This window comes from Rummeliibacillus sp. G93, from assembly GCF_023515935.1.
Classification (GTDB): Bacteria; Bacillota; Bacilli; order Bacillales_A; family Planococcaceae; genus Rummeliibacillus; species Rummeliibacillus stabekisii.
Genome location: NZ_CP097314.1, coordinates 2,632,171 through 2,644,905 on the forward strand (window position 1 = coordinate 2,632,171; position 12,735 = coordinate 2,644,905).

General features: G+C 38.1%; 12 protein-coding genes. 5 read left to right on the forward strand and 7 right to left on the reverse strand.

Going from position 1 to position 12,735, the window contains the following annotated elements; genetic code table 11:
* Positions 1 to 7: 7 nt before the first annotated feature.
* Together bioD and bioA are read left to right on the forward strand one after the other, a co-directional pair.
* Entirely contained in the window at positions 8 to 727 is a 720-nt protein-coding gene (gene bioD / locus M2M59_RS13270; protein ID WP_249774814.1) for a dethiobiotin synthase, read from the forward strand.
* A complete protein-coding gene (gene bioA / locus M2M59_RS13275; RefSeq protein ID WP_249774815.1) occupies positions 714 to 2,075 on the forward strand; it encodes an adenosylmethionine--8-amino-7-oxononanoate transaminase in 1,362 nt (453 codons plus the stop codon). Before bioD ends, bioA begins: the two co-directional genes overlap by 14 nt.
* A 140-nt stretch (positions 2,076 to 2,215) precedes the next feature.
* On the opposite strand, the gene M2M59_RS13280 is transcribed toward bioA, so the two are convergent.
* From M2M59_RS13280 to M2M59_RS13290, 3 genes are read right to left on the reverse strand one after another with little or no spacing between them, the layout of a single operon-like run.
* Complete coding sequence (locus M2M59_RS13280) at positions 2,216 to 2,959, reverse strand: amino acid ABC transporter ATP-binding protein (protein ID WP_305882086.1); 744 nt, start codon at positions 2,957 to 2,959, stop codon at positions 2,216 to 2,218.
* Positions 2,960 to 2,971: 12 nt separating this feature from the next.
* The gene (locus M2M59_RS13285) at positions 2,972 to 3,637 is read right to left on the reverse strand and encodes an amino acid ABC transporter permease (protein WP_066789878.1); all 666 of its coding nucleotides are present in this window, start codon (positions 3,635 to 3,637) and stop codon (positions 2,972 to 2,974) included.
* 34 nt (positions 3,638 to 3,671) lie between these two features.
* The gene (locus tag M2M59_RS13290; protein WP_249774816.1) at positions 3,672 to 4,451 is read right to left on the reverse strand and encodes a transporter substrate-binding domain-containing protein; all 780 of its coding nucleotides are present in this window, start codon (positions 4,449 to 4,451) and stop codon (positions 3,672 to 3,674) included.
* A gap of 313 nt (positions 4,452 to 4,764) precedes the next feature.
* On the opposite strand from M2M59_RS13290, the gene M2M59_RS13295 reads away from it, so the two are divergent.
* Positions 4,765 to 6,024, forward strand: coding sequence for a sensor domain-containing protein (locus tag M2M59_RS13295; protein WP_249774817.1), 1,260 nt, complete (start codon positions 4,765 to 4,767; stop codon positions 6,022 to 6,024).
* Positions 6,025 to 6,093: 69 nt separating this feature from the next.
* Here M2M59_RS13295 and M2M59_RS13300 read toward each other — a convergent pair whose 3' ends face one another.
* The 4 genes from M2M59_RS13300 to M2M59_RS13315 all read right to left on the reverse strand — a co-directional run bounded on the left by M2M59_RS13300 (position 6,094) and on the right by M2M59_RS13315 (position 10,794).
* Entirely contained in the window at positions 6,094 to 6,528 is a 435-nt protein-coding gene (locus M2M59_RS13300) for a GNAT family N-acetyltransferase (RefSeq protein WP_249774818.1), read from the reverse strand.
* Positions 6,528 to 7,487, reverse strand: coding sequence for an EamA family transporter (locus M2M59_RS13305; protein ID WP_249774819.1), 960 nt, complete (start codon positions 7,485 to 7,487; stop codon positions 6,528 to 6,530). Before M2M59_RS13305 ends, M2M59_RS13300 begins: the two co-directional genes overlap by 1 nt.
* Before the next feature lie 165 nt (positions 7,488 to 7,652).
* Entirely contained in the window at positions 7,653 to 9,101 is a 1,449-nt protein-coding gene (locus tag M2M59_RS13310; protein ID WP_147197308.1) for an MFS transporter, read from the reverse strand.
* 295 nt (positions 9,102 to 9,396) lie between these two features.
* Positions 9,397 to 10,794 carry an amino acid permease gene (locus M2M59_RS13315; RefSeq protein WP_147197362.1) on the reverse strand — a complete coding sequence of 466 codons (1,398 nt, stop codon included), beginning with the start codon at positions 10,792 to 10,794 and terminating at the stop codon, positions 9,397 to 9,399.
* Between the two features lie 367 nt (positions 10,795 to 11,161).
* On the opposite strand from M2M59_RS13315, the gene M2M59_RS13320 reads away from it, so the two are divergent.
* The gene (locus M2M59_RS13320) at positions 11,162 to 11,326 is read left to right on the forward strand and encodes a hypothetical protein (protein ID WP_158512601.1); all 165 of its coding nucleotides are present in this window, start codon (positions 11,162 to 11,164) and stop codon (positions 11,324 to 11,326) included.
* A 264-nt stretch (positions 11,327 to 11,590) separates the two neighbouring features.
* Entirely contained in the window at positions 11,591 to 12,628 is a 1,038-nt protein-coding gene (gene rsgA / locus M2M59_RS13325; RefSeq protein WP_147197310.1) for a ribosome small subunit-dependent GTPase A, read from the forward strand.
* Positions 12,629 to 12,735 lie beyond the last annotated feature (107 nt).

The window sequence follows — 12,735 nt, forward strand, 5'->3', positions numbered from 1 at the left end:
TAGAAATATGGGGAAATCAATATTTATTACAGGCACAGGGACTGAAATTGGAAAAACAATTAGTACTGGATTTTTGTTTTTTGCATTAAATAAGCTTGGAATAAAAACAACAGTATTTAAACCTTTTCAAACAGGATTAATTAAGAAAACTAATACATATCCGGATTTAGATTGGTTTTCGACTGTTACTGGTATTAAAAATGCTGGATTCTATACTTTTGAAGCTGAAACTTCACCTCATCTAGCAATTAAGCTACAGGGAGGTGCTATGGATGTGGATATTGAATCAATCCTCCAAAGAATGAAAGATTTAGAGAAAGAAAATGATATTGTACTAGTAGAAGGGGCTGGAGGCCTCGCTGTTCCCTTAATTGAACGGGAAAACGATTTTTATATGACTAAAGACTTTATTAATGAAGCGAATATACCCGCTATTCTTGTTAGCCGAAGTGGACTGGGTTCTATTCACGATGTTTTAACTACAAATGAATATGCAGAACAATATAACGTACCTATTAAGTCAATAATTTTTAATTCATTTGAAGAAACAAACATTATCCATCAAGACAACTTGAACACCCTCCAACGGATCGTACAGCTGCCTATATTCACTCTTCCATTTCTTGAAAACGTCAAGGACGAATTGGAAGACCATTCAGTACGCTCCATTCAGTCTAAAATATTTAAACAACAGCTAGAGGAGGTTTTCCTTTATGAATACCACTAATACCAAGGATTTAGAATTCTGGGATAAGGAATATGTATGGCATCCATTTACACAAATGAGAGACTATCAACAAAGTAAACCTTTGATTATTGAAAAGGGACAAGGAAGTTGTTTATTTGATATTGAGGGCAATAAATATTTAGATGGTTATGCTTCACTTTGGGTGAATGTTCACGGTCATAATGTTCCTGAGTTAAATGATGCTTTGATAAACCAAGTAAACAAACTCTCTCACTCTACTTTGCTAGGGTCTGCTAATGTTCCTTCAATCCTACTAGCAAAAAAATTAGCAGAAATTACACCTGGTGACTTATGCAAAGTATTCTATTCTGACACAGGTTCTGCCTCTGTTGAAATTGCCTTAAAAATCGCTTACCAATATTGGAAAAATATCGATCCCATTAAATACAAAAATAGGAATACATTTATTTCCTTAGATGATGCGTACCATGGCGATACAATTGGATCTGTTAGTGTGGGCGGTATGGATTTGTATCATCGAATCTTTAAACCATTGCTATTTAAACGAGTTTCATTACCTACACCTTACGTGTATCGGATGACAGAATTTGATCGAGCCGAAGACGTCAGAGACTTTTGCCTACAAAGATTGGAAAACCTCCTTCAAGAGAAATCTGATGAAATAGCCGGCATTATTATTGAACCTTTAGTACAGGGAGCTGCAGGGATTATCACACATCCTCAAGATTTTTTAAAGGGAGTAGAGCTTCTTTGTAGAAAATACAATGTGCTTCTTATTTGTGATGAGGTAGCAGTTGGATTTGGTAGAACCGGGACAATGTTTGCCTGTGAACAGGAAGGAGTTATACCTGATATTCTATGTTGTGGAAAGGGTATTACTGGTGGCTATATGCCTCTTGCAGCAACGATTACGAGTAAAAAAATCTTTGATGCTTTTCTAGGTGAAAAAAATGAGCATAAAACATTTTATCATGGTCACACATATACCGGTAACCAGTTAAGCTGTTCAGTTGCCTTAAGAAATATACAATTAATTGAGGAAACAAAATTACTTGAAAAAGTTCAAGTTAATGCATTATTCGTCCATGAACAATTAAAAGCGTTACATAGGTTGAGTATTGTAGGGGATATCCGTCAAAGAGGATTAATGGTAGGTATAGAAATTGTTAAAGATAAAAAAACAAAGGCTGTATTTCCTCTTGAAGAAAATAAACTTGATAATATTGTACAAACAGCACGAAAAAAAGGGCTTATAATACGACAATTGGATCAAGTATTGACATTCATTCCTATATTAGCAATGGACCAAGACGATCTTCGGAAAGCAATTGATATAATATATCAATCAATATCTGAAAACATGTAAATCTTGATCAGACTATGTATTTATCGAGAGGATTTATAAAATCCAAATCCCCTTGTGAATGCCAATAACAAAAATAAAAAAGGATAGATAGAGCAAGTTACTTCAAGCTCTTCTATCCTTTTAAATATCATTACCTATGATTATTTAAGCGCGGTGGTTTTTAGGAATTCCTTCGTCCGTTCTTCTTTTGGATTTTCAAAGAATTCTTCAGGACGGTCTAATTCGATAATTTGACCTTCGTTCATATAGACAATCCAATCCGCTACCTCACGTGCGAAGCCCATCTCATGCGTTACGACAACCATTGTCATCCCTTCATCAGCCAATTCTTTCATCGTCGCCAATACCTCACCAACAAGCTCAGGGTCTAGCGCGGATGTAGGCTCATCGAAAAGCATAATGTCCGGTTTCATTGCAAGTGCTCTAGCAATCGCTACCCTTTGTTTTTGACCGCCGGATAGTTTGCTTGGATAGACATCTGCTTTATCCTCAAGTCCAACTTTCTTAAGTAATTCTTTTGCTTCAGCAATTGCCTCTTCTTTTGATACTTTCCTTACAACGGTTGGTGCTTCAATAATATTTTCAATGACTGTTTTATGAGGGAACAAGTTAAAATGCTGAAAAACCATGCCAACTCTTTGTCTTACCTCATTCATATCATGCGTTTTTGGCATAATGTTGTCGCCTTGGATAAAGATATTCCCATTATCCTTTCTTTCTAGAAAGTTCAAGCATCTTAATAATGTACTCTTCCCCGAACCAGATGCCCCGACAAGACAAACCACATCACTTTCATGTACAGAAAGATTTATATCTTTTAAAACATGCAAATCACCAAAAGACTTGTTTAAGTGTTCAATTCGTATCATTTCTCTTTCACTCATTCTAGTAACCTCCTATCGGTCGCTCACTGCTAATTTCTTTTCAAACAAGCTAACAGCTAATGTTAATATTGCAACAAGTACTAAGTAGTACACGGCTACAATCAATAAATACGTCATCTCATCAAAGTTATTGGAACCAAGTGTCGTAGCTACGTTGAACAGCTCATTCATGGAAATGAAGGCAGCTAATGATGAATCCTTCAGACCGATGATGAATTGGTTGCCAAGTGGTGGCAATGCTCTTCGGAATGCTTGTGGAAGAATAATTCGACGGATAGTCGTACTTCTAGTCATCCCAAGAGAACGACCTGCTTCCATTTGTCCCTTGTCCACAGATTGAATAGTCCCGCGGAAAATTTCAGCGATATATGCCCCATTATGGAAAGCAAGCGCTAATGCTGCTGCCCAGAAATCTGAGATTAAGAAAATACCACTAAAACCAAAGTATAGAATAAAGATTTGTACAATCAGCGGAGTCCCCCGCACAAGGAATACATATAAATTTGAAATATAACCAAGAACTTTAATACGTGAAATTTTTAGTAGGGCAAAGAATAACCCAAAAATAATACCGATTAAAATAGATACAACCGTCAATTCGAGGGTGACCATCATCGCATCTATAAATAAACCTTTGCTGCTTATAAGTGTGTCAAAAAAATGTGAAAAGCTAGGCATGTTACCCACTTCCTTCCTTATTAATATCTAGTAATTATTCTGGCTTTTTGGTGATATCTTGGCCAAAGTATTTTTTGCTGATTTTAGCAAGTGTGCCATCGTCACGCAGATGATCCAGCGCTTCATTAACACGTTTAAGAAGATTCGGATTATCTTTCGGCAATACAATAGCTTGTTCACTTCGTTCAATTAATTGTTGGCCTTTAATCTTAAAGCCTTCCTTCTTCGCACTTTTACCTGTAACAAAGTCCGTCACTACTGCATCGTGGCGCCCCATGCTAAGCGCTTTTAACGCTGTAATGTCACTATCGTATGTTTTGACATTTTTCGTATATCTACCAGCAATGTCTGCATACGTAGAACCTTTGGCAACCGCCACTTCTTTGCCCTTTAGATCTTTAGTTGTTTTAATTTTGCTGTTTGGCCTTGTAAAGATTTGTGGGCCAGAGTAATAATAAGGTGTAGAGAATGCGACATGCTTTGCACGAGCATCATTTATCGTATGACTGGCAACAGCAACATCCGCTCTACCTGTTTTAATCCCTTCTATTAACCCTTTAAATTTCATCCTTTTTTGTACCGGTTCAAGACCCAATTCCTTACCAACAGCCTCTCCTACTGCAATATCAAAACCTGTCATAGTAAGGTCTTTCTTCATATAACTAAATGGCTTGAACTCTCCGGAAGCAGCATATATAAACTTACCTTTCTCAACTAGCTCTGTGCCATCGCTAAGCTTTTCCTTTTCTGCACATCCAGAAAGCAAACCGATCAATAACAAGCCTAACAAGGTAAATATGTATGTTTTTTTCATGCTTCATCTCTCCTCTCTCCAAAGCAAGTTATATTGTTACTTACCCCTCAATTGCTGAAAATAACCTCTAAATCTTTTATAAATATAAAAAAGCGGTTAGCATAGTTTTAGATTATCGGTATATGATTCTTCACCAAAAAGCTCGTATACCTCTATTTCATGCGATTTAATAAACTAGACAGCAACTAAAAGATTCTGAGACTTTACTTTTTCAAAATAAAAAATTTTAACATTTCTTAGAAAAAAAGATATAGTCTTTTCACCATTTTTTGCTATAATCTTTCTTACAATTAGAAATTTTAGGATGGTATTTATGGAAAAACATATATTGAGTAATGTTACTCTTCAAGCAGATGATGAAAGATATCGCAAGCTTGTGGAGCAAGTAAGTGATTGGATATGGGAAGTGGATGCTAATGGAGTTTATACCTACGCAAGTCCGCAAATTGAACAGATTTTAGGCTATACACCAGATGAAATAATAGGCCGAACTCCATTCGATTTGATGGAACCAGATGAGGGAGAGCGGATAGGACCCATTTTTCAGTATCACGTTGCGAACAAGCTGCCAATTAACAGCTTAGAAAATATTAACTTGCATCGTGATGGGCATGAAGTTATTTTAGAAACGAGCGGCTCTCCTATTTTAAATGACGAAGGTGAATGTATTGGCTATATAGGGGTAGACCGGGATATCACTGAAAGAAAACTAATAGAACAAAAACAGAAACAGCTAATAGAAATTTTAGATGCTTCGCCTAGTTTTATTGCAACTTTAGATATCAACGGAAATAGCTTCTATTACAATCCAGCCGCACGCAACATTCTTGGCATTACGGAGGAAAATATTCAATCTGTAACGAGTAGATGGTTGACTGATTTTATTAAAAATGAAGGCATTCCTACAGCAATAGAAAAAGGCTATTGGAAAGGTGAAACAACCGTTATAAATGGTGAGGGTATTGAAATACCGGTTTCCCACATGCTAGTCGCTCATAAAACTGAAAATGGTACGGTGGAATTCCTGTCAACTATTGCACACGATATAACCGAAAGAAAAGAGCTAGAAAAGGTTATCTACAACCAAGCTCATTATGACCAGCTTACAAATTTACCTAATAGACGCTTTTTGCATAAAAAAATGGCAACTATCATTGAAGATACGACTGACAAGAAAAGAGTTGCTTTCTTATTCATGGATTTGGATAATTTCAAAAGCATTAATGATTCGCTTGGCCATGAAATCGGCGATCAATTGCTTGTCATGACAGCTGCACACTTAGAAAGCTATGTAGAGAAGAACGATTTTATTTGCCGCTATGGTGGAGATGAATTTATTCTCATCTTAGAAGATATTTGGGATATAGAAAGCATAAAGGAAAAAACACAACGCATCTTAGAGGCCTTTAAGCAGCCATTTGAAATTGAAGGTCATACAATCAGTGTGACAGGCAGCATTGGAATTAGCGTTTATCCGGATGACGGTAAAGATTTTCTTTCTCTCATTACAAAGGCCGATAATGCTATGTATCGCATCAAACAAGACGGTAAGAACAACTTCTCTATAGAATAAAAAAACGGGAATCTATTAGGTAGATTCCCGTTTTCACACCGTTTAAATCAACTTTTGATAATTCATCTATTAATAGCTATACTTATACACAATTTCCCCTTCGATTACTCTACCATCGCCTTTAAAGCCCAATTTTTCATACAGTGCTTTTGCTCCTTCATTCTCTGGCTCAAAGCTTAGATAAATCATATGATGAGCTGTATCTTCTTGGATTAAGCTCATCAGTTTTTTCATAGCAGCCTTCCCGTACCCTTTCCCCTGGTATTGCGCATCAATCATTAAACGGTAAATCCAATACTCTCCGTCATCCGCATCAATACAATACATAGTAAAACCGACTAGAACCTCCTCAGCATAGATAGCTAAGCAAATACATTCCGGATAAGCTTTTGCTTGTGCAAGTGAAAATAAATTCGTTGCTACGAAGTTTTTTTGCTCATCCGCCACTTTCAAATTAATGACATTCATAAAATTATGTCGGTCTATATCCTTAAACGTAATCATTATCCCACATCACTCTTTTCATTGTAGTTTGTTTCTACAACTTTCTTTTCTTTAGAAGAAGGCTTCTTTTGAAATGCCAATAACAAAATCATTCCAAAAATACAGAGCGTTCCAACCCATTGAAAGATACCAAAAGGTTCTCTTAACCAAAATACAGTTGTAAGTACTGCTGCCAGAGGTTCTAAACTGCTAAAAAGGCTGGTTTCTTTTGGGGAGAGACTTTGAAGGCTTTCGATATAAAACCAAAATGCAATCATCGTGCCGAATACAATGACGAATAGTAAATACATATATGCAACTGGGGAAAAACTTGAAAAGTCTATTTGCCACGGCGGATGAATCAAACTAAGCGCGACTCCGCCAATAATCATGGCCCAGCCCACGATCACCTGAGAATCAAACTGAGCAAGTAAAGGCACTGAATACAAAGTATAAAAAGCCAATGCAAGCCCAGATAATAGGCCCCAGACAACAGCAACAGGTGGCACTGAAAGATTGGAAACTGATCCATTCGTCAGTAGTAAAAAACAGCCCATCAATGCAAGCAAAACAGTTGCTACATCATGTCGTGAAAAAACTGTTTGTCTACGGAGCAATAAGTAAAGAATAATCATTACTGGCGCTAAATACTGCAACAATGTCGCCACCGCTGCATTACCGTGTTTGATGTATGCCATGTATGTATATTGAACCGCAAGCATGCCGAGAAGCCCGAAGATCAGTAGCCGAAGGGCACTCCATTTATTTCGCCATACGTCAAAAACGTGGGAACGTGTACTTCTAAAAGATTGCATCCCCAAAAGTAGAACACCTGCTACTAGCAGCCGTATCGTCACAAGTCCATTCACATTGACATGATATTGCTGAAATAATTTTTGCGAAACCGTGCCGCTAATCCCCCAAAGCACTGCTCCGATAATGACAAGTGTAAGACCTGTCTTTCTATTCATTCCCTTCATAATTCCGACTCTCCAATTACTCTTTTAATCATACGCTACTAATTTTTTGTTAATTCAGTTAATAACGATAATGCTAACGTATCCTGCATAAAAATACAATAACAATTTGGTCGGCATTTTATAAACAAAAAAGGCAAGCAGACGTTTCTGCATTGCCTTTTTTACTTAAGTACCTTCTGTTTTATTGTTCTCTTTCGCTTCAATGGTTTCATCCTTCCACCATAAAGCCTCTTCCGGGTCTTGTCTTAGAACATCCTTGAAATCCTTTTTTGTATCGACCGTTGGGTATGAACCTTTTAGGGCAATCCCAGAAGTGCTAGTGAATAACCATGTAAATACAATCAAGCCAATCAAGCTGACGACGACTAAATAAATAGCAGGTGAGAGAGTATTATTGGTCGCATGAACAAGATATGAAGCTAAAAGCGGGGTCGTTCCTCCAAAGATGGAGACGGAAATATTGAACGATACTGCTAATGCACGGTAACGAACATCTGTGAAAAATAATGATGGCAACAAAGAAGGCACTGTACCTTCATAACAACTTAAAAACAGGCCGAGCAGCAAAATGGAAACAAAGACGAAGCCTATTCTGCCTGTACCCATCATCCAAAAAGCTGGGATGGCAAAGATTAATAAGCCAATTAAACCGATTTGCACAACTTTCTTGTTGCCTATACGGTCGCTAAGCCGTCCGAAATATAACGCAAGCGGAATCATTAGCACCATTACAATAAGCAAAATAATTAACCCAGCCGTTTGATTAATCTTCAGCGTCTCAGTCAAATAAGATGGGATATAAGATAAAATCATATAGTTGGTAATATTATAAAAGGCAACTATCACTATGCTTAACAGCAAATCCTTCTTGTAATGCTTCACAATATCCTTAAAGGTTGGCTGTGATGCATCCTCCTGCGCTTGTTCCATCTCCTCAAAAACTGGAGATTCTTCTAGATGACGACGAAGATACAAACCAATCAGTCCGATCGGTGCAGCAATCAGAAACGGCAATCGCCATCCCCAGGAATTCATTTGGTCATCAGATAAGAATACTGTCAGTAAAGTCACAATGCCTGAGGCTGCAATATAGCCGACGAGTGTACCAATCTCAAGACCGCTTCCCCACCTTCCTCGCTTCTTATCAGGGGAAGATTCTGCAATATACACCATGGCGCCAGAGTATTCGCCGCCTGTGGAGAAACCTTGAATCATACGGGCAAGCAACAATAAAATGGGAGCCCAGACACCAATTTTTTCATACGTAGGTAATAGACCGATAATCAAAGTTGAAAAGGCCATCATAATAATGGTGACGCTTAATACAATTTTTCTCCCATGAAGATCACCTATCCGCCCAAAGATAATTCCCCCAATTGGCCGCACAAGGAAGGCAACAGCGAAAGTACCAAACGTAAAGATTAATTGCAGACCACTGTTACCTACACCTGTAAAAAAGAGTTCACTTAGCGTAACAGCCAAATAAGCATACAGGCCAAAGTCAAACCATTCCATCGCATTTCCAATGCCCGTCGCTACTACTGCTTTTCGTGTTTTTTTCGAATTCACAACATTAATATCGCCGGGCTCTATTGTTAAATTGTCTTGATCCACATAAACAACTCCTCTTCGGTAAATAATCTTTTATAAAAGCATTTAATTAAGCAAGCGCTATATATGTTTTTATATTGCCCTTTTTTAAGAAATTTATCTTTCAGTACAGATGTTTTTAAAATAATCAATGAAGCATGTAGTACTTTTTTATTTCTACTCTCTCCTTAGTTTTTATCTGCTCACCCATATCTCTCTCCAACTCTTTTTATAACCGATTATTTTTAACTCAAACCCACCATCCATTCAAAATAAAAAAATCTCCAACCTCCGAAGAGATTGAAGATTTACATGTCAGTTAGACAGTCATTGTTTTATTTTCTTTCAATTGCAGTTGTTGTTCGCCTACACCTAAGTTTTCACGTTTCTTTTTAATTTTGAAATGATAAATCAGATAGCATACGATAACAAATGGTGTTCCTAGATACAGTGCCAGCCGTTGTTCAGAATCAAAAGCAAGGCTGAGCAATACAATACAATTTAATGTTAACGAAACAATTGGAACAAGTGGGAACAGTGGCGTTTTAAATTTCAGATCCTCCACTTTACCACCCTCGCGAATAAATTTTCTGCGGAATGCAATTTGTGAAGCGGAAATAGAAATCCACCCAACCTGAGCACCTAATCCAGCGACCGACAATAGCCAAACGAATACCGTTTCTTCTGCAAAGAATCCTGAAAGTAAGGATAATAACGCAATGCCAATTGTTAATAGAAGTGCATTAATTGGAACACCACGTTTATTCAACTTTGTCAGTGCAGGGCTTGCCATTTTCTCAGTAGACATAGCATATAACATACGTGTTGCAGCATATATTCCTGAGTTTGCGACTGATAATAATGCTGTTAGAATGACAAAGTTCATTATATCTGCAGCATATGGTATACCGATACTATCAAATACGACAACGAACGGACTCTCTACCACGCCTGCTTGCTTCATTGGAATCAAGCTTGCTACAACAAAGATAGCTAATACAAAGAAAAACAGCGTACGCCAAACCGTTTGCTTAATTGATTTTGGAATCGTCTTCTCTGGCTCTTCACTTTCACCCGCAGCAATCCCAATTAACTCTGTTCCTTGAAATGAGAAGTTAACAGCTATCATTGTAATAAGCAGTGCACCTATACCATGCGGCAAAAAGCCGTTTGCTGTGAAGTTACTCAAAAACGGTGCAGCTTGTCCACCATGCATTGGGACTAAACCAAAAATCGCTGCTCCTCCTAAAACGATAAACGCAATAATAGCGAATATCTTAATACTCGCGAACCAGAATTCGGTTTCAGCAAAAGCTCGAGCTGAAAGCGCATTCAATGAGAATAATACAATGGCGAATATAGCGCACCATATCCAAACTGGCGAATCTGGGAACCATCGTTGCATCAGCTGGCCAGATGATAACAGCTCAAGCGCAACTGTAACAGACCAGCCTAACCAATAAAGCCAGCCTAGTGCAAAACCAGTGCCAGGACCAATAAATTTTGTTGTATATGTTTGGAACGAACCAGAAACCGGCATAGCGACAGATAACTCACCTAAACATAACATCGTTAAGAACATGATAAATCCGCCAACTAAATATGAAAGAATAGCACCAGCCGGCCCTGCCTGGCTAATTGTATAACCGGAGCCTAAGAATAAACCCGATCCGATAACTCCCCCCAGTGATATCATAAACAAATGCCGTGCTTTCATCGTTCTTTGTAATCCTTGATTTGTGTTGCTCCCCTTTAACTCATTCAAACTTCTTCCCCCTGTCTCCCCTTGATGAATAGCCACTCATTTTGGCTACTAAAAATATAATCGAATTATGTCGCATACGCAATATATTTTTGCAATATTATTAATCTTTACTACTAACAGATTTTAATTACCCCTCGGTGTACGCTTGAAAACCACTTACCCTTGCTTTTTCCTTCTTTAAAAGCGGATATAATATTACCCCTAATGCTATTAACAATGAATACATAGAATATAGAAACCATTTGTTTTTTATATCTTTCGTGGCCAATGGCGATGTGATAAAGTTAATACCAAATTAGTAGAGACGGAGGTTCCTATAATGAAGGATTTCCATTGCTGTGCAACATGTCAGCATTTCAAAGCGGAGAGAGTAGCAGAAGGAATGAAATATTATTGCTCAAGGCTTGGTTATGAAACCAAACCAGCATATAAATTTGATTGCTGGGATCCAAAGGAACATATTATTAAATTAATGAATAAGTAATACAAATATTTTTCTAAACATTTTAAATAATTTATATTTTATGTTGACGTTATTCGTTTTTCCTGTTATCTTAGAGATAACTTACAGAAGGAAGGTGATTTATATGGTAACGATGAATAAGGCTATTGCACAAATGAACGGGACCATATATTCACCTGCCATGCCAATATAAATTAGGCATGTTTATTCTGTTATGCGCGGTGAAGCATGGTTTCCGTTCTCGGACCATGCTTTTTATTTTGCAAATAACAGGAGGAATATGCTTTGAATCAATTAAACGAATACGGTTGGAATAATATACGACAAGATGAATGGAAAAATAATTTTGAAACGGCGGAACGTCATTATGTTCCAGGCCGTGTAACATTAGAACATAAACGGATGTATAGAGTGGTCACAGCAGAAGGAGAATGGCTATCCACCTGTTCAGGCAGCTTTACACATGCTGCAGCTGAACGGCGGGATTTCCCAGCAGTCGGTGACTGGGTTGCTGTGGAACAGATGCCAGGCGAGGAAAAAGGCATCATCCATTCCCTTTTGCCGAGGACTTCTCTCTTCTCTCGGAAGGTTGCAGGAATGGCAATCACCGAACAGATTATTGCCGTCAACGTAGATATCGTGTTTCTTGTTACTTCTATGAATGATGATTTTAATGCACGACGTTTAGAGCGATATTTAGTGGCTGCCTACGATTCTGGCGCATTGCCGGTTGTCGTTTTAACTAAGAAGGATGTCTGTGACCATCCTGAGGATTATATAGATCAAGCAAAACAAGTGGCTATTGGCGCGGATGTCGTCGCTGTGAGCTCAAAGACAGGCGAAGGTATTGATACGCTTTCTGATATGCTACAAAACGGTAAAACAGCCGCTCTTCTGGGATCTTCTGGCGTAGGCAAATCATCGCTTATCAATGCTCTTTGCGGAGAGGCCCGGATGGCGGTCCAAGACATCCGCGAAGATGATGCGAAAGGACGCCATACGACTACACATCGCGAATTGATTAAAATGCCAGCTGGCGGTATCTTAATTGATACGCCAGGAATGCGAGAATTTCAGCTTTGGAATGAAAACGATAGTGTAGACTCTGGTTTTAAAGATATTGAGTCGCTTGCAAACCAGTGTCAATTCCGTAACTGCAATCACCATTCCGAGCCGGGATGTGCCATTCAAAAAGCACTCGATGAGGGTGTTTTAGAGAAACAGCGTTATGCGAACTACTTAAAACTCCAAAAAGAATTGGCATATCTCGAACGCAAGGCAAATCAAAAAACACAACAAGGCAAAAGAAAAACTCGCAAGTAACTGCGATGCAGACTATATAATAAATGCCACCCATACAGACAGAGAAGACTAACTGTGTTTTCTCTGTCTGTATTTTTTTGTGTTTAACATATAAAAGAAGGACCCTT

Coding starts and splice junctions, on each gene's coding strand:
- bioD (WP_249774814.1), top strand. CDS start 8: ATGGGGAAATCAATATTTATTACAGGCACAGGGACTGAAATTGGAAAA.
- bioA (WP_249774815.1), top strand. CDS start 714: ATGAATACCACTAATACCAAGGATTTAGAATTCTGGGATAAGGAATAT.
- M2M59_RS13280 (WP_305882086.1), bottom strand. CDS start 2,959: ATGAGTGAAAGAGAAATGATACGAATTGAACACTTAAACAAGTCTTTT.
- M2M59_RS13285 (WP_066789878.1), bottom strand. CDS start 3,637: ATGCCTAGCTTTTCACATTTTTTTGACACACTTATAAGCAGCAAAGGT.
- M2M59_RS13290 (WP_249774816.1), bottom strand. CDS start 4,451: ATGAAAAAAACATACATATTTACCTTGTTAGGCTTGTTATTGATCGGT.
- M2M59_RS13295 (WP_249774817.1), top strand. CDS start 4,765: ATGGAAAAACATATATTGAGTAATGTTACTCTTCAAGCAGATGATGAA.
- M2M59_RS13300 (WP_249774818.1), bottom strand. CDS start 6,528: ATGATTACGTTTAAGGATATAGACCGACATAATTTTATGAATGTCATT.
- M2M59_RS13305 (WP_249774819.1), bottom strand. CDS start 7,487: ATGAAGGGAATGAATAGAAAGACAGGTCTTACACTTGTCATTATCGGA.
- M2M59_RS13315 (WP_147197362.1), bottom strand. CDS start 10,794: ATGAAAGCACGGCATTTGTTTATGATATCACTGGGGGGAGTTATCGGA.
- M2M59_RS13320 (WP_158512601.1), top strand. CDS start 11,162: ATGAAGGATTTCCATTGCTGTGCAACATGTCAGCATTTCAAAGCGGAG.